Genomic DNA, 17,241 nt, shown 5'->3' with positions numbered 1-17,241 from the left:
CGGTCAGAGCGGGCGGCCGAGGGTGACCTTGCGGCCGCGACGGATCGGCTGGCCCAGCACCTTGCCCAGCCCCTCGCCGCGCTGCAGGCCGGCCAGGGTCTGGTCAAACTCGCTGCGCAGGCGCATCAGCTCCTCGCTGCGCTCACCGGCATCACCGCCGGCCGCCTTGGCCAGCAGTTCCTGATAGGTGCGGATGTCCACGATCACCGCTTCGGGGTGATTGTGGTTGGTGATGACCAGCGCCTGCTTCTCGCGCACGGTGCGCATCAGGCTTGGCCAACCGCGGGTCTTCACCGACGAGGCCGGGGCCTTTTCAAGGCCGGGTAGATCCAGCGGCAGGGTCATGGCACAGCTCCGGGCAGAGGTGGACTATGGCCACTATACCCAATTTGGCCAAATTGGGGATAAACCGGGCTTCACCGGCGCGGTCCCGCCTGCGGCGCATCGGTCTGCAGCAGGCTGTCGCGCTCGCGCAGCGGGAACCGGATCCAGGCGTCCAGCCCCTGCGGGCTGAAGCGCAGCTCGCCACTGCCGGCCAGCTCATACGGTACGCGCTGCTCGATCAGGGTGCGGCCGAGGCCGCGCTGCTGGGGCAGCGCCCAGCCGTCCACCTCGGCATGGCGCTCGCACCAGTGCAGGCCCAGCCAGGGGTGTTCATCCTGTACCTGCAGATGCCAGGACACGTCGACACGGCCGCTGTCATGGCTCAGTGCCCCGTGACGGAGCGCATTGGTGGCCAGCTCATGGATGGCCAACGACAGCACTTCGGCCGCCTTGGGCGGCAGCAGCACATCCTCGCCCTGCAGGCGGTAGGCGGCCATCGAAGGCGTCTCCGCCGCGATTTCCTCGTTGAGCATGCCACGCAGGCAGACCCCGGCATTGGCGCCGCGGGTCAGCAGACTCTGCGTGCGCGCCAACGACATCAGGCGCCCGCACAGCCGCTCGGCGTATTCATCCACGCTGCCGACCGACGCGCGGGTGCGCCAGGCAAGGGCATGGATGGTCGACATGATGTTGCGCACCCGGTGCTGCAGCTCGGCCAGCAGCACCGACTGGCGCTCGGTGGCGCGCTTCAGGTCGTCGATGTCCACGGCAATGGCGAACACGCCGCTGACCTCGCCATCGGCATCGCGCAGCGGCGCCGCAGCGACCCGCGTCCAGCGTGCGCGGCCATCGTCATGCAGGTACTGGAACTCCAGCCCGGGCACCACGGTTTCACCGCGCATTGCCCTGGCAATGGCGAAGTCATTGGGCGCGATCGCGCTGCCGTCGGCGTGCCAGCCCCGCCAGCGGTGCTGGTTGTCCGCATCGGCCGAGGGCACCTTGCCGGTGGGCAGATAGGCGCGCATCTGGTCGTTGGACAACAGCATGCGACCGTCCAGATCGACAATGCACAGACCTACCGGCAGCATCCTGAAGGCCAGCTCGAGGCGACGCTCGCTCTCGCGCCGCCGCAGTTCTTCGCGCTCGCGCGCGGCCTGTGCCAGATGCGCGGCGGTGGTCTCGAACATCGTGACCAGCACGCCGTTGATGCGCCCTTCCTCGCCACGGATCGGGCTGTAGGTGATGGTGAACCAGACATCCTGCAGGCGGCCGTGCCTGGCCAACGGATACAGCTTGTCCTCGAAGGTGACGGTCTCTCCCTGCCAGGCGCGGGTGTAAAGCGGCCCGTTGATGTGCCAGACCTCGGGCCAGCACTCGCGGGTCGGCTGGCCGAGTCCGGCCGGATGCTTGTCGGCGAGGATTTCGGCATAGCCGTCGTTGTAGAGCTGCACCAGCTGCTCGCCCCACAGCACGATCATCGGGAAGCCGTGGGCCAGCATCAGATCCACGGTAGCGCGCAGGTGCGGCGGCCAGCGGTCCATGCCGCCCAGGGGGGTGGATGCCCAGTCATGGCGGGCAATGCGAGCGGCCATGCCATCGTGACGGGTGTGCAGCCGCAGCGCCAGCGGCATGCCGCCCTGCAGGCCGGCGTTCTGGAAACCTTCGATACGGCGCCCCATACGGCCCGTTCAGGCAACGCCCGCAGGCGCCTGCGGAGCAGCGACAAGCCCGGCCAGCTGCTGGACCAGGGCGTCGATGTGATAGGGCTTGGTGCAGCGCGGGGCAGCGGCGAAGCGGCTCGGCAGGTTGTCGTCGTAGCCGGAGGTGAGCAGGAACGGCGTCCCTGCCTCCGCCAGGCGATCGGCCAACGGATAGACCTGTTCGCCGCCGAGGTTGATGTCGAGCAATGCGACGTCGATCGGATGGGTATCGACCAGCCGCCCCAATGCCTGCAGGTCACCGGCCGGGCCGATCACCTGTGCGCCCTTCAGTTCCAGGTAGTCGACCAGGAACATCGCGATGGCGAATTCATCTTCCGCCACCAGCACGCGCAGCCCTTTCAGGACCTCTGGTTTGTTACCGGCTTCCAGCACGCCCTGCACTCCTCGATGCACGCGACCCGCCTGCGGTCGCAACGAGGGCAGGATGCGCGATCCGGCCTACAAGAGCGCGTGACGATCAATGAGGACCGTGCGGTGCCGGCCTCTACCTCAGAACGCGCGCTCCCACTTCAGGCTGAGCAGGCTGCGGTCGTGGCTGTACAGCCAGCCGACGTTGCTGTCGATGCGGGCGTAACGCAGGCTCAGGCTGGGTACCAGCCCCGCGACCGCCAGCCGTTCGCTGCGCACGATGGCGATGAGGTTCTGTTCGCTGTCCTCGCGCCGCGCCTCCAGCAGCGGGCTCCAGGCATCGTAGTCACGCTCGCGCACTGAAACGAACACAGTGGCGGTGGTGCCCGTCCACTGGCGGGCAGCCCCCAGGCGCAGGCCGCGCTGGCGGTAGCCGTTGGCCTGATCGGCGGCACGGCTGGCAGTGACGTCCAGCCCGGCGAAAACCGTCCAGCGAGGATTGAGCGCGCGGAACCAGGTGGCATACAGCGCAGCCAGTTCACCGTCGTAGTTGCTGGCCAGGCCCGGTTGACGATAGCGCTGGTGCTTCCAGTCAGCTTCCAGCTTGAGCAAGCTGCGCGCATCCAGCGCGTACTGCCATTCGCCGTGCACGCCACTGCCGCCCTGCAGCGCGTGGTTGCCCAACGCCTGGTAATCGTAACTGGGCGCCAGCAGCACGGTATGCCGTGCACTGCGCCAGCTGTAACCCGCCTGCAGGCTGGCATTGAGTTCGTTGTAGGTACTGTAGCCGCGCCATGCCTGGCCGAAGGCCAGCCCACGCACGTACAGGCCATGGTGCCCGGCCAACGCCCAGCGCCGTTCGAGGTTGCCGTCGTAGTCCAGGCCGGTGGCGCGCTGTGCATCGGGCAGTGTGCGTTCGATCAGGCAGGTCTCGCCTACGCCGAACAGGCAGGTGCGGCTGGCCGAGCTGCGATTGATGTTGTCACTCCACGCCGGACCGGCGGCCAGGGCGCCCTTCCAGCGCTGGCGGGCCTGCAGCGCGCTCAGGTAGCCGTCCACGCGGGCGCGGACACCGGCCGTGGCCGGGTCGTCGCTATTGATGCCGGCGGCGATGGCCGTGAACAACGCGACGGCATCGCGATCGCGCTGGTCTTCGGCGTAGACACGCGCCAGTTCGAGGCGGGCCGGCAGGAAATCCGGCTGCACGGCCAGCAGCGCTTCGTACTCCTTCGCCGCACGCCGATGATCGCCGGTGACCCGCGCCAGCGCGCCCTGTGCATAGTGGCGCAGCAACGGATCATGCCCCGGCAGTTCGACGTACTCGTCGAGGAAGGTCGCTGCGGCCTGCCATTGCTGGTGCTGCAGCGACAGGTAAAGGGCTTGGCCGAGGTCATCCACGGTGCGTTCCACGCGCAGGGTCTGGCCGTCGATGGTGATGGTCGGCCGCTCCGACTCGGCCTGCCGCAGGCGCTGCTGGTCCTGCTGCTGGTGGCGCAGTTCGCTGCCCTGCTCAAGCACGCGGCGAAGATCATCCTGCTGGGCGCGCACATCGGCAGCGGCCAGCAACAGGACGGCGAGAAGGAAGGGAGTGCGCATGGTCGATCCGTGGTGGTGCATGCAGCGGGCCGAAGCAGGGACTGGCGGATCGCGGCTTGTCCCTGCCCTGCCCCGTCAGGGGCGTGGCGATCAGTTCTTGCTGCCGCCGAAGGCGGTGTCGTACTGGCTGTTGCCGGCGAAGGTGGCGATACCGGCCAGGGTGGCGGCGTTGGCGCCGAAGAACTGGCCCTGGGTGGTACCGGCAACCGTACCGTTGGCGGTGGCCGAACCGGCGAACGACGCGTTGGCGCTGTTGATCGAGGCGTTGACGTTGACCGACAGGCCACCACCGGTCAGGCCGCCCTGCAGCGTGCCGCTGCCGAAGTTGGCGCGGAAGGTGCCCGACAGCAGGTTGCTGCCGTTGAACTTGTTCAGGCCCGCCACGCTGTAGGTGGCCACACCGGCCGGCAGCGTGGTGCCGGTACGGTCACCGACGAAGTACACCTGGCGGTTGTTGAAGCCACCGGCGGCGCCATCCTTGGACCATTCGCCGAACCAGACATCGCCGCTGCCAACCTTGACGAAGTTGAAGTGGCCCATGCCGGCATGGCTGCCCGGTGCGCCGGTGATCGGCATGGCCAGCGTGCGCACGGCGGTGCCATTGACGGTGGTGGTGCCCGAGTACAGGCTCAGGCCCTGGAAATCGACCGGCTTGGCGTTGGAGACGGTGCCGACGCCGATACCGGCCTTGCCTGCCTGGTGCGGGCCACCGTTGACCTGCGATTCGCCAACGGCGACGTACAGCTCGGCGTCGGTCACCGGGCTGGCCGCACCGACGATGTCAGCGGCATGCGCGGCACCGGCCAGGGCGAAGGTGGCAGCAACGGCGAGAACCGAACGGGAGATCATCTTCATGGTATTGCTCCTTGGGTTGTGGGAACTACGGGTGAAACACTTGAACGCGGGAGGTCAGAAGCGCGCGGTGATGCCGAGCTTGAGGGTGCGGCCCGGCGCCGGCAGCGTGGAGCGCGTGGCCGGGTCGACGTAGTAGCGGTTTCCGAGGTTGCTGCCGACCAGCTCGACGGTGGCGTGCTCGTTGAAACGCCAGCGCGCGTATGCATCGACGGTGGTGATGTTGCCCCAGGTGAACGGCACGTTCTGCCAGAGCAGGCTGCTGCCACCGGCCAGCAACCGGTCGCGGTAGGCCTGTAGATCGGGGTTTTCGTGGCGCTGGTAGTGCACGATGCGGCTGCCCAGTTCCAACCGTTCATCGAACAGGCGCGTACCGAGCGACAGGTTCACCGACAACTTCGGAATCGCCTGGGTCAGCAGGTAGCCACTGACGAAACCGTCCTGCACGCAGTTCGGCACCAGGCCACGGTTGGCATCCAGCAGCACGGCCGTGCTTTCGTCGCACACCTCGTTTTCCAGCGTGCGCGAAATACCCAGGTCGGTGAAGAAGCGCCGGTTGTCGAAGCGTCCCTGCAGCTCGATGCCGCGGATGGTCTGCTTGTCGATGTTGTCGAACAGGAAGTAGGCGTCGCGCTCGATCACGTTGCGGGTCTTGTGCACGTAATAGGCCAGCTTGACGTCGGCATCGGCGGTGTTTCCGAACAGGCCCGACAGGTTGTGTACGTAGCCCAGCTCGTAGTTGTAGGCATGCTCGGGCTTGAGCGTGTACAGCGGGTTGAGGCTGCTGGAGAACGCGATGGTGCTTTCGAACATGCTGGGGAAGCGCACTGCCTCGCTGTAGCGCAGGTAGACGCGCGCGGACTTGGACAGGTTCACCGTGGCCGAGAAAGTGGGCAACCACGCATGATCGCGGTGGCGGTCATTGCGCCCGTCCACCGGCCGCGACTGCATGGTGTTGCCGATAGTGCAGACCAGGTCGCTGCCGGGGTAGATCGGCAGCACGCCGGGTATGGCCGCCACCTTGCCGTTGAGGCAGGGGTTGGTCGCACGGGCATAGTTGCCGTTGGCATCGGGCAACCACGGAAGCCGATGTTCCACCGCCTGCGGCGTCTCGTAGTACGCCAGCAGGCCACGCAGTGCATCGTCGATCACCGAACCCATGCCGATGCTCTCCCAGAACTCGCGTTCGGCCTCCAGTGCATCGATCTCCGCCTGCAGGCTGGCCGGCCGCTCGGGCAGCTCATTGGTCCGGTAGGTGGCCTCCTTGCTGCCCACGCCCTTGGTCAGCAGCTCCGGGTGGGCCTGCAGGAAGTCGTCGAACGCCCAGTAACGGCTGTAGCGCACGCCGACGTTGAGGGTCAGGAAATCGACCGGACGCCATTCGAGGTTGAGATAGCCTTCGCCCTCCTGGCGCCGGCCGGCACGCGGAAACATGCGCCAGCCATCGGTGGTGCCGAAGTACGGGTCGAGCGAACCCAGCTTCTCGTACTGCCAGTTGCCGCCCACGGTCAGGTCCAGCGTGGAATGCAGCGCGAAGCGGTTGCTCAGGGTCAGGCCGGTACGATCATTGCGCGCATTGGCCAGTGCGGTGTTGCGCAGGATCGGGCTGACCCCGGGATTCCACGCCGGATTACCCGGTGCGAAATTGGGAAAGCCACCGGCGGTGTAGGTGTCGCTTTCCGTTTCCGTGCGCCACAGGTTGGCGTACAGGTCCAGCCAACGACTGCCGGCCGGCTGGAAGCGGTACTCCAGGTTCCAGGCGTCCGAATCGACGCGGCTGAGCGGCCACTGGATGCGCCCGTAGTCCGGCGCGGAGAGGATCCGCGACGGCATGATCTCGCCGTAGTGCGACAGCGTGCGCCGCCAGGTGGCCTTCAACTGCTGTTCGTCGTTGATCTGCCAGGTTCCCTTCACCAGCCACGATTCCTGCTCGCTGGAGGTGTTGGGCACTTCATCGCCCGGCTTGAAGTAGCGCGCCAGCGTGGTGATGTAGTCGATGCCCTGGTATTCGTACTTCTCGCGCGGGTCCTGGTCGTAGTAGCCGCTGCCCTTGCTGCCGGAGAAGTAGTTGCCACGCTTGCGCCAGGCGTAGGCGGCCATCAGGTCGACATTGTCGCCACGCGCGCCCAGCGCCAGGCGCCAGGCCTGGTCTTCGCCATCGAAGGGGTTGTTGCCGCTGCGCGACTTCACCGGCACCACCAGGGTGCGGTCGTCGTAGGGGGAAGCCGGCGAGCCCTGCGGGAAGCCGGGCACCGTGCGGTAGTCCTCGCCGGTATGCAATCGCGGCAGGCGCGGTGCCACCGCATTGCTGCTGCCTTCGATCTTCAGCTCCCCGCCGAAGCGCTCGCCGGCCGCGACGATGTCATCGACGTCGATGGTCTTGATCACCAGCGCGCCACCGATCCCGCTGTGCACATCGCGCACCAGCCCTGGCCCCTTGATGACCTGGATGCCACCAATCAGGTTGGGATCGATGTAGTTGCGGTTGCTGACGCCGTTGTAGCCGCGCCAGACGGTCAACGCCTGTTCGCCCCCGTCGATGCTGACCGGCACCCGCCCCGGCCCCTGGATGCCGCGGATGTTGATGTCCAGTGCGCCACTGTTGCGCGCATCGCCACTGAACACGCCGACCAGATCCTTGACCACGTCGGCCGGGTTGGAGCCGCGATAGCGTTCCACCCGGTCGCGCCCCGAATACGCCGTGGTCAGGTCCAGCGCGAACACATCATCGTAGCCGCGCCGATCGCGGGCCTCACCCCCTTCCGACTGCAGGCGACCGGCCACGTCCAGTGTCTCGGTCACCCGCACCCCCTCCCCTTCACCTGCCTCTGCTGCGGCACGCAGGCTCCAAGTGCCGTCCATGCCGCGTTGCGCGCGCACCCCGCTGCCGCGCAGCAGCTGCTGCAGGGCCTGCATCTGGCTGTACTCGCCCTGCACCGCACTGGAACGACGGCCTTCCACCAGGTCACTGCGGAACACCACCTGGGCATCGGCCTGGCGGCCGAACGCACGCACGGCATCGGCCAGCGGCTGCTCGGGAATGGCGTACTGGCGCAGCGGCGCGACGACCGCCGGTTGCGCCTGCGCGGTCGGCACCCCGGCCAACGGCAGCAGTACGGTGGAGATGGCCAGGGCCAGGACGGTGGCGCGACGGTGACAGGCGGATGCCGTGGACGGCATGGACAGGAACTCCTCAAGCGGGGCGGAACCGCCGGCACATCCGGTGCCGGTGGCATGTCTGGCTTGAGGAGAAACGGTGTTTCGCTCTGGCTATACCTCTATAGACAGCCGCATGCGGCGACTGCCCACGGTTTTTTCATGTTTTTTTCATGCGGCCGATCCCGCGCCGCAGCGACCGGGCCTCACCAGACCACCAGCGCCCCGCCGGGCAGGCGCTGCACGCGCAACCCGGCCTGTGCAGCCACCGCATCGATGCCCGTTTCCGGCTGCTGCAGGTGGAACAGGCCGCTGACCCGCACGCGCGCACTCTGGCCGCCCAGCACCCAGACCGGTGCACGGCGGTAGCGCGCCAGATCGGCAATGGCCTGTGCGGCCGGCAGATCGTCGATCGCCACTTCACCGCGCCGCCACGGCGCTACGCCATCCGGCCCTACCTGCTGCAGCGGTTGCAGCCAGCGCCCGTCACGGAACGCGCGCGCCTGGCCGGCCCGCAGGCGCTGCACGCTGCCATCGCCCGGGCGCACATCGACCACGCCTTCGCTGACCTGGGTGGTGACCGTGCTGTCCTGCATCGACACGCTGAACGCGGTGCCGATGTCATGCACCTTGCCACCCGCCGCCTCGACCTGGAACGGGCGGGCCTCGTGTGCCACCTGGAACCAAGCCTGGCCGCGCAGCAGGCGCAGGTGCCGTTGCTGGCCATTGAACTCGATCGCCAGCGCGGTACCGGCATCCAGCACGGCGGTGCTGCCATCTTCCAGCTGCACCACGCGCGGCGCATCGCTGCTGCGCAGGTCGCTGTGTGCCAGCAGCACTGCCTGTGGTACGGCGGCGACCATCAGCACCACGGCAGCGGCCGAGGCCAGCAGCCACGGCAGGTGGCGGCGCGGCACCAGCGGCCGCAGCCCCTGGCGATCGGCAGTCAGCCCGGGCAGCGCCGCCAGCACCTCGGGCCCGGCGGCATCCAACCCTTGCCAGAAGGCCTGCTGCTGGCGCCAGGCCAGCGCATGGCGGGGATCGGCCCGCAGCCAGCGCTGCAGGGTTCGTTGCTGGCGTTCGGGCAGCGGGCCTGCACTGCACCGGATCACCCAGCGCAACGCCTGCCTGGCCTGACGCGGCGAGGGTTCGGACGTGGTCATGGTTGTGGCCTGCCGCACCGCGAACGGGTGCGCTTTCCTGTTGTGACAACGGCGGGCGCGATCTGCCCACGGCAATCGCCGTTCATCGCCGTGCTCCCTGCTGATGCTGCTGGATCAGCAGCGCCGCACGCAGGACGTGCTTGCCGACCAGGCTCTTGGAAATTCCCAGGCGCGTGGCGATCTCGCGCTCGCTCAAGCCCAGGTAGCGGTTGAGCACGAAGCACTCGCGCACCTGCCCGGGCAGCGCAAGGATGGTCTGGGTGATCTCACGCAGCTGTGCCTGGTCCAGCGCCTGCGCCTCGCCATCGAGGCCGGCCGCGGACATGTCGGCGGCGTACTCGGCCATCGCGCGCCGCTCGCGGGCGTCGGCCTGGCTGCGGTTGAGCGCGTGGTGGTAGGCCATCCGGTACAGATAGCCACGCGGCTCCAGGATGGGCGGATCGCCGGGCACGCTGCTGGCCTTCAGGTACAGGTTCTGCAGGGTGTCCTCGGTACTGGCCGGGTCGAGGTAGCGCGCGATGAAGCGAGACAACGCACGGCGCTCGCGGATCAACAGCTCGACCAGCGCCAGGGCATTGGGAGACATAGGTGCCAAGGCCGGACCGGGGAATGATGGGCGTGATGGCGACGGTCCGGAGGTGAATTGTGGGCTGCATGGCCGCAGGCGGCAAGTTCCTGCATCCACGCGTGGCGTGGATCTACGACCTCGCGTGGCGGGAGAGCCGAGCGTGGGCTCGGCTCTCCATTCCGCTCAGCGCCGTGAGTGCAGCACGGTGCGCTGGCGCATGGCGTTGAATTCCTGCTCCACCTGCTGGATGTCCTCGGCCTGGAACCCGGCCGCATCCAGCAGCTGGTCGGCGGCGGCCGCCGCCAGCGGATCATCATCGCGCTGGCGCCAGCAGCGCGCCGGCAGGAAATAGCCCACTTCGCTACGCCCGCGCATGATCACCACCGGCCGCCCGGCATACAGCAGGAACTCCGCCAGATGCTGGCGCAGCCCTTCCACCGATACGTAGGCCGGCCCGATGCCCAGCACCTGGCTGGACGGTTCGGGACTTTCAAACAGTTTGCGACGGCTCATCCACTCCTCCTTTGGTGCAACGCGTGGTCTCCTTTCCTTAGACGGGTGCATCGCTGCGCCCCCGCCACGCCGCGCGTGATCCGCATCACGTGATTCGACTAGAAGCCGGTATTGAACTCCAGCTGGAACACGTCGATCGACAACGGCGCACCGGAAACCTCCTTGGCCGCCATCCACTTGCCGCTGATCCAGCTGCGTGCATCCAGTGCATAAGCACCGCCCACGTAGTAGCCGCGGGCGTTGGTGCCACCCAGGTGGAAGTTCGGATCGTTGTAGGCATCGGGCAGCGCATCGGCTTCGATGCGCTTGTAGCCCAGCAGCGCCTGCCACTGGCCCTTCTCCTTCAGCTCGGTGGCACCGAAGGTGGCCTGCACCATCCACGCGGTGTCGCCACTGCGGAAGGTATCGATGCTGGCAGCGCCACCGGCACCATAGTTGTTGACGATGCCGTTGTTGGCGCGGCGGAACATCGCCTGCTTGTCGTAGGCCAGGTTGCGGATGTAGTCGCCATCCAGGCGCAGGCCGATGCCCTGGGCCAGCTGCGTATCCCAGCGCAGGTTGAGCGTGGCCAGGCGGAATGCCGAGGCCAGGCCAACGTACTGCGGCGTGGGCGTGTTGGCCGGGTCCAGAGGGTTGCGCGCAATGTCGCGGATCAGCATCAGCGTGTTGCCCTTCTGCATGAAGGCCGGGCGCGACCAGTCGGTGTCGCAGCCGACCGCACCCGAATACAGCGCGCAGGGTGAGGACAGGCGGCCGCTGATGTTCTTGAAGTCGTAGTAGCCCAGTGCGGCGCGCAGCGCATTGTCATCGTTGAAGCGCCAGTTCACGCCCACCTGCGCGCCGGACAGCCACTTGTTCTCGTTCGGCGTTTTCACCGAGCTCTGGCTGGGCGAATTGTCGGACGTGTACTCCAACGGCACCACGGCCAGGTTGCCGAACAGGTCGAGGTCGCCGCCGTCGAAGTCGTACTTCAGGTTGGCGGCCAGGCCGTCGAAATTCAGGTCATTGGAGAACAGCGTATCGCTGGTCCAGAACGGATTGCCGAAGCGGCCGCCGCGCACCGTCACCCAGTCGGCCGGGCTGTAGGCAAGCCAAGCCTGGTCCAGCCACACATCCTTCTTGCTCAGGCCACCGCCCAGCTGCTCGGTGGTCGACACCGGGCCATTGCTGCTGCCGCTGGCCAGGCGCACGCCGGCGGTGGTGTGCTGGCCGATGGTCGCTTCGATGCCCAAGCGGGCACGGATGCGCCACAGGTTGCGGCGGTCCTGGCGGGTGTTGAGCAGCGGCGGCAGCTGCAGATTGGTATTGGTATTGGTGTCGAAGCCGTTGCCGGAATTGATCGACGCCCAGTTGCTGACGATGTCACTGTTGCGTTCGGAGTAGAAGCGCGACTCACTGCGCACGCGCATGTCACCGCTGACCTTGATGCGCTTGGTCCATTCGGCCACTTCGTTGGGGGCCGCCCAGCCTTCCGACTTCGCCTGCGCCATCACGTCCTGGCGCACTTCATCGCGGATGCCATCGCGCACGCTCTGTGGCACGTAGGGCACCCGCACGTCGCCGGCCTCCAGGGCCACGCCACCGCTGGCGGCCGCGCTGCCGCTGGCTGCGATGCGTTGTGCGGCGGCCGCTTCGGCCTCGGCCTGCACCAGCAGCGCCTGGCCGTCTTCAGGTTTCAGCGCGCCGCTGGCGATCAGGCCCTTGATCAGCTTGACCATGGTGGTTTCGGCGGCCATCGCACCGGCCGGGGCAGCCAGGCTGAGCAGCACGGCGCAGCACAGCAGCGCCCGTCGGGCCGGCCGCGGGCGGCGGGAGTCGGTTCGTGCGCGGTCGTGGTCGTTCATCGCGGTTCTCATCCAAAGAAGGGAAATCAAGGAAGTCGGGAATCAGGCGCCGGGACGGCGGCCCTGGATCAGCACGCGTGCGGGGAAATCGAGCGACGGCGGTGGCGCCTGCTCGACCTTGCCGATCCGGCGCAACGCATCGAGCACGGCCGCATCGGCCTCCTCGTTGCCACTGCCACGCACCAGCTCGACCTTTTCCAGGCGGCCATCGGCGGCCAGCCACACATTCACCTGCAGCTGGAACGCCAGGCGCTTGACCTTGTCGTCGCGCGCGATCGCCTGCTGCATCAGGTAGCCGAGGTAGCGGCCGTAGGTCGCGTTGCCGGCACCGCCACGGCCGACACCCGAGGCGCCACCGCCACTACCGGACTGGATACCGAAGTTGTCACCGCCGGCCTGCGCGTCGGCATTCATGGTTACCGGGTCGGCGTTGTCCGGGGTCGGCGTCGGCTCTTCGGCCGGCGTCGGCTGATCCAGCGGCTCCGGCTCGGGCATCGTCTCTTCCGGCGGCGTCTCCGGTTCCGGTGGCTTTTCCGGCGGTGGTGGCGGCGGCGGTGGTGGTGGCGGCAACGCCAGCATCGGCGGCTGCACCACCGGCCGGCGGGTGCTGGCGGTGTCCTTGAACAGCAGCCACCACACCGCGATGCCGAGCACCAACAGCGCGGCCAGCACCAGCGCCACGGTCACCAGCAACTGGCGACCACGCATGCCGGGCTCTGGCCGAGGGGGTTGATGGGCCGTCATGCCTCAGCCCTGTGCCTTGCCGGTGACCAGCCCGACCTGGGCCAGCTCCAGCCGCCGCAGCAGGTCCAGCACCTCGACCACGCGCGCGTACTGCACCTGCGCATCGCCGCGCACGATCACCGGGAAGTCCGGCGTAGTCGCGCGCTCGGTGCGCAGGCGGTCTTCCAGCTCCGCCATCGTTACCGGGTACGCATCCAGGAACACCTGGCCGCTGGGGTCGATGGTGATTGCCTTGGTCTTCGGCTTCTCCAGCGCCACGCTGTTGCTTGCCTTCGGCAGGTTGACCTCGATGCCGGGAATGGAGGCGTTGCTGGTCAGGATGAAGATCACCAGCACCACCAGCAGCACATCGACGAAGGGCGTCACGTTGATGCCCTTCTCACGCTTCTTGACGCCGAACTTCGCCTTCTGGCCCATGGCGCGCCCCTCAGCCCTGGACCGCGGCCGGGCCGCGCCCGTCCTGCTCTTCAGCCAGGCGCGCGGCGAACTCGTCGATGAACACCGCCATGTCCGCACCGATCGCTTCGGCACGCGCACCCAGGTAGTTGTAGCCAAACAGGGCCGGGATCGCGACGCCGAGGCCGGCTGCGGTACACAGCAAGGCCGCGGCCATGCCCGGCGCCACCGAGTTGATGTCCACGGCACCGGCCATCGCCGCCACCACGAACACCAGCATGATGCCGATCACGGTGCCGAACAGGCCCACATACGGTGCGCCCTCAATGGTGGTCGACAGCCAGTTCATGCGCCGCGCCATGCCTTCCTGCTCGCGCACCATCACCGCATCCATCGAGGCGCGGATGGCGGCGATGGTGGCACCACTGAGGTAGCCGCTGTTGCCATCACGCTGGTGGCGCTGCTGCATTTCGTCGATGGCCACCTGGTAGATGCGCCACAGCGAACCGTCGTGCATGGCGGTCGGTGCCTTGCCCTGGCGGTCCATGTCGGACAGGGTGCGCAGCGGCACGCCGGACAGCTTGCCGAAGCTCTCGGTGAACACCGCATTGGCCTTGCTGGTGCGGCCGAAGTGGCGGCTCTTGGCGATCATGATCGCCCACGACAGCAGCATCATCAGGCCAAGGATGGCCACCACCACCCAGGCGTCGAACGGCATCGCCTTGAGGATGAAGGCGAAGTGGCTCTGGCCGGCCGACTGTTCGTCGGCACCGTAGCTGATCAAGCGCGAATCAGCGCCCTGTGCGGTGGCGTCGGCCAGCAGCAGGGCGGCCGGGCGTGCGACCCGCGAGATGCGCAGCTCATCCAGCGCACCTTCGAAGTTGGCCAAGGGCTGTGCCGCACCCGGAGCGTCGGCACCCACCACCGGTGCGGTGCTCAATGCCGGCAGCTCGCCGCTCAGCTGGGCGACTACGCGGCCGTTGAGGTACAGCTGCAGTGCGTCCTTCTCGGCGGTCAGTGCAACGTGCGCCCACTGCCCTTCCGGGATCGGCTGCGCCGGCGCGCTGCGCTGGCCATTGAGCTGCACGAACGGCACGCGGTTCTCGATGCCCAGCACTAGTTCGGCGGCGCCGTCGCGACGGGCGTAGATGGCCTGCGCGGCGGTGTTGCTGCCCGGCTTGATCCAGGCCGAGACGGTCAGTGGTGCGCCCGCTTCCTGCGCCAGCGACGCGCTGGCCGGCAGCGGCAGCGGGCTGGCGCCGAGCTGCACGCCACGGCCGATCACCGAGCCTTCGGCGGGCGGCACCACGGCACCGGCATTGTTGCCATAGGCGGTGGTATCGCGGGCCGGGGCATTGGCCTCGGCGAAGTGGTAGACCAGCGTGTAGTCCGGATCGAACACCTGTTGGCCGTTGCCGCTGGCCGGGGCCTTTTCGTTCCCGTAGTACATCCAGATCGTCTGCGGCGCGGCGGCGCTGACCGCCGGCACGTCCACCCAGACCAGCGCCAGGCCCAGCTTGGGGTCGAACTGTTCGATCTGATGGGCGAGCACGGCGCGGCCGTCGCCCGAGACGAAGCGCAGGTCGTTGCCCGCATCCTGGGTGCCATCGAAACCGAAATTGCCGGTGTGCAGGCGCAGCAGCAGCGGCGTACGGCCCGGGTCACCGGCCAGGCCAGCGCCCTGCGGGCCGGCGTCGACGGTGATCGGCTTGCGGTACTTCCATTCGGCCTGCCACCAATTGGCATCGGCCGCAGCGGCGGGCAACGCAACCAGCGCGGCCAGCAGCAACAACACTCGGGAAAGCAAACGGTCCATGCGAAGGGTCTCCGGAGAACGCATGTTCAAGGAAAGGGTCAGTAACTGGTGCTGATGTTGAAATGCAGGCGCGGGTCGTCCTTGCGCGTGACCGGGCCATCGGCGTAGGGCCAGGCGTAGTCCAGGCGCAGTTGCAGGTGTTCGCCCAGGCGCAGCTGCGCGCCGAGGCCGACCGAGGCCAGGTTGTACTTGTCACGCTGATCGGGCAGCGGCTGGCGCAGGCGCAGGTAAGCCGCGTCGGCAAAGCTGTAGACGCGCAGGTCGGTGCCGCTCCACAGCGACCACGCTGGGGTGCGCCATTCCAGGCTGGCCAGGCCGCCGTAATCGCCGATGGCCTCGGCCGAGAGATAGCCGCGCACGGTGTACATGCCACCGGCCGCGAACTGCTCGGCCGACACCAGCGGCGCATCGGTCACCTGCAACGAGCCGCGCGCATACCACTGCCAGTCGCTGCCGAAGGTGTGGGTGTTGGCCACGTCGGCCTTGAACGCGACGAAACTCGGATCGGCCCAGTAGCGCTTCTGGCCGAACGCGATGGCGTCACTGCCGTAGCCGAACAGGCGGCGGGTGCCGGCCACCAGCTGGGTGTTGATGCTCAACTGGTCCTGCTCGCCCTGGCGCACCCCGACGAAGGCCAGCGTGATCGGCGCATATTTCAGCGGCGTCTTCAGGCTCCCCGTGACCATCTGGGTGTCTTCCTCGGTGTCCTTGAAGTCCACGCCGAGGCTGAGCTGGCGCCACCACTGGCTGCTGCCCGGCAGCCGGTAGTTGAGCTTGATGCCGATCGAATGCCCGTTGCCGATCACGTTGGTGCCGGAGCCGGCACCCACCTGGCCGCCGGCATTGAGCACGCGACTGTCGGACTTGTAGCCGGAGGCTTCCAGGCTCCAGGGCGTGCCCTCGAACGGCGCCATGTACGAGGCCGAGAACACCTTGGCCTGCTGGGTGTCCTCCGGCGCCAGGTACACGCCGATGTTGGCGCTGTGCCCGCGCTTCCACAGGTTGTCGTAGGCCAGCGACGCACTCAGGCGCAGCTTCTCGGTGTCGGCGCTGTGGTCGTTGTTGAGCGCCGCGCTGGCACGCCATGGCGACTTCTCTTCAACCTGCAGGTCCACATCCATCGTGCCCGGCACCTGGCCTTCGCGCACCAGTGGCATCACCTGGCGGCGCCCGCCTTCATTCAGCGCGGTCAGTTCCTTCTGCGCCTGGTCGAAGTCCGGCACCCGGCCCTCGGCCAGCGACGGTACGCGTTCGCGGATGCGTTCGGGCGATTCGTGTTTCGTGCCGACAACGCGCAGCTGGCCGATCGGGGTCTGCTGCACTTTCAGCAGCACCACGCCGCCGCTGACCTGCTGCTCGGGCAGCTCGACATAGACCGATTGATAGCCCGCCTGCTGGTACAGCGCGTGCACCGCATCGCGCGCTTTCTCGACATCGGCCAGGGTTTTTCCCGGGCCAAGGAACGGCTCGACCGCGCGTTCGATCTGTCGTGGATCGAGCACGGTATTGCCGCGCACGATGTACTCGTTGATGTTCACGCTGGGCGCGTTCGCCGCGTCCTGCGCGAACAGCGGCAGCGGCAGTGCAACCAGCGCCAGCACCAGCGGATGCAGGCGCAGCGGAAGGCGGACGGCTCGGTCTGGAACGGGAGTCATCGAAGGCATCGCGTCGTATCGAAGGGAATGGCCATGGAGCGGCGCGTGGGTCTACCAACAGGACGTGTACGTCGCGTCAAAGCCGCCAACAGTTTTGTGACAGCACTGTCATCTTTTGACAGCGACCGAACAGGCGCGGGCGGAAGCTGACCTCGCCACCCGTCTTCATTGCAGAACGGCATTTGCCGCAGGAGATTCACCATGCGTGCGTCATTGAAGGCGGCCGTCCACCCTGCCCTTGCCTTTGCATTGCTGCTGGCTCTGCCATCGGTTCGCGCCGAGGAAGCGAAGAAGCAGGCAGATGCCGCGCCGTGCATCGAGGTGCAGGTCAACGGCGAGCGCATACCGGCCTGGGATTGCCTGCAGCGCAAACTGGCGCCGACGTCGAAAGCGGCGAAGTCCGCCGCGCTGCCCGAAGCCGAACGGCTGATGCGGCAACCGGGCAACCAGCGGATGCAATACAACCTGGAAGGCACGCGGCAGCGAATGGGCGATGCCTTTGGTCGCTCGGTGGTACCGCAACGGCCAGCGCGCTGAGCCCGCGC

Annotated in this window: 15 protein-coding genes; 1 reads left to right on the top strand and 14 read right to left on the bottom strand. The window is 67.6% G+C overall.

Annotated features, from left to right (window positions below; genetic code table 11):
• Positions 1-3: 3 nt before the first annotated feature.
• The 14 genes from ACMZPQ_RS20560 to ACMZPQ_RS20495 form a co-directional block, all read right to left on the bottom strand.
• The gene (locus ACMZPQ_RS20560; protein WP_049457044.1) at positions 4-345 is read right to left on the bottom strand and encodes a type II toxin-antitoxin system prevent-host-death family antitoxin; all 342 of its coding nucleotides are present in this window, start codon (positions 343-345) and stop codon (positions 4-6) included.
• A 71-nt stretch (positions 346-416) separates the two neighbouring features.
• Entirely contained in the window at positions 417-2,003 is a 1,587-nt protein-coding gene (locus ACMZPQ_RS20555; protein ID WP_197580539.1) for a PAS domain-containing protein, read from the bottom strand.
• Between the two features lie 9 nt (positions 2,004-2,012).
• Entirely contained in the window at positions 2,013-2,417 is a 405-nt protein-coding gene (locus tag ACMZPQ_RS20550; protein ID WP_197580573.1) for a response regulator, read from the bottom strand.
• Positions 2,418-2,534: 117 nt separating this feature from the next.
• The gene (locus tag ACMZPQ_RS20545) at positions 2,535-3,989 is read right to left on the bottom strand and encodes a surface lipoprotein assembly modifier (RefSeq protein WP_197580540.1); all 1,455 of its coding nucleotides are present in this window, start codon (positions 3,987-3,989) and stop codon (positions 2,535-2,537) included.
• 90 nt (positions 3,990-4,079) lie between these two features.
• Positions 4,080-4,844, bottom strand: coding sequence for a Slam-dependent surface lipoprotein (locus ACMZPQ_RS20540; RefSeq protein ID WP_005416749.1), 765 nt, complete (start codon positions 4,842-4,844; stop codon positions 4,080-4,082).
• A 54-nt stretch (positions 4,845-4,898) separates the two neighbouring features.
• Positions 4,899-8,021 (bottom strand): TonB-dependent receptor domain-containing protein, encoded by a 3,123-nt coding sequence (locus ACMZPQ_RS20535; RefSeq protein ID WP_197580541.1) that lies wholly within the window; start codon positions 8,019-8,021, stop codon positions 4,899-4,901.
• Between the two features lie 182 nt (positions 8,022-8,203).
• Complete coding sequence (locus ACMZPQ_RS20530; RefSeq protein ID WP_197580542.1) at positions 8,204-9,160, bottom strand: FecR family protein; 957 nt, start codon at positions 9,158-9,160, stop codon at positions 8,204-8,206.
• An 82-nt stretch (positions 9,161-9,242) separates the two neighbouring features.
• Entirely contained in the window at positions 9,243-9,746 is a 504-nt protein-coding gene (locus tag ACMZPQ_RS20525; protein ID WP_197580543.1) for an RNA polymerase sigma factor, read from the bottom strand.
• A gap of 165 nt (positions 9,747-9,911) precedes the next feature.
• A complete protein-coding gene (locus ACMZPQ_RS20520; RefSeq protein ID WP_008264586.1) occupies positions 9,912-10,241 on the bottom strand; it encodes a hypothetical protein in 330 nt (109 codons plus the stop codon).
• Positions 10,242-10,339: 98 nt separating this feature from the next.
• Complete coding sequence (locus ACMZPQ_RS20515; RefSeq protein ID WP_197580544.1) at positions 10,340-12,085, bottom strand: putative porin; 1,746 nt, start codon at positions 12,083-12,085, stop codon at positions 10,340-10,342.
• Between the two features lie 42 nt (positions 12,086-12,127).
• Positions 12,128-12,793 carry a cell envelope integrity protein TolA gene (tolA, locus tag ACMZPQ_RS20510; protein WP_197580545.1) on the bottom strand — a complete coding sequence of 222 codons (666 nt, stop codon included), beginning with the start codon at positions 12,791-12,793 and terminating at the stop codon, positions 12,128-12,130.
• Between the two features lie 39 nt (positions 12,794-12,832).
• Positions 12,833-13,246, bottom strand: coding sequence for an ExbD/TolR family protein (locus ACMZPQ_RS20505; RefSeq protein ID WP_088429904.1), 414 nt, complete (start codon positions 13,244-13,246; stop codon positions 12,833-12,835).
• A gap of 10 nt (positions 13,247-13,256) precedes the next feature.
• Positions 13,257-15,041 carry a DUF2341 domain-containing protein gene (locus tag ACMZPQ_RS20500; RefSeq protein WP_197580546.1) on the bottom strand — a complete coding sequence of 595 codons (1,785 nt, stop codon included), beginning with the start codon at positions 15,039-15,041 and terminating at the stop codon, positions 13,257-13,259.
• 38 nt (positions 15,042-15,079) lie between these two features.
• Positions 15,080-16,696 carry a ShlB/FhaC/HecB family hemolysin secretion/activation protein gene (locus tag ACMZPQ_RS20495; protein WP_197580547.1) on the bottom strand — a complete coding sequence of 539 codons (1,617 nt, stop codon included), beginning with the start codon at positions 16,694-16,696 and terminating at the stop codon, positions 15,080-15,082.
• A gap of 201 nt (positions 16,697-16,897) precedes the next feature.
• Between ACMZPQ_RS20495 and ACMZPQ_RS20490 the strand changes: the two genes are divergently transcribed.
• Complete coding sequence (locus ACMZPQ_RS20490) at positions 16,898-17,233, top strand: hypothetical protein (RefSeq protein ID WP_197580548.1); 336 nt, start codon at positions 16,898-16,900, stop codon at positions 17,231-17,233.
• Positions 17,234-17,241: the final 8 nt, after the last annotated feature.

The organism is Stenotrophomonas maltophilia, from assembly GCF_047497515.2.
GTDB lineage: Bacteria > Pseudomonadota > Gammaproteobacteria > Xanthomonadales > Xanthomonadaceae > Stenotrophomonas.
The sequence above is the reverse complement of the archived record's forward strand: the minus strand, read 5'-3'. Positions and strand labels throughout refer to the sequence as shown.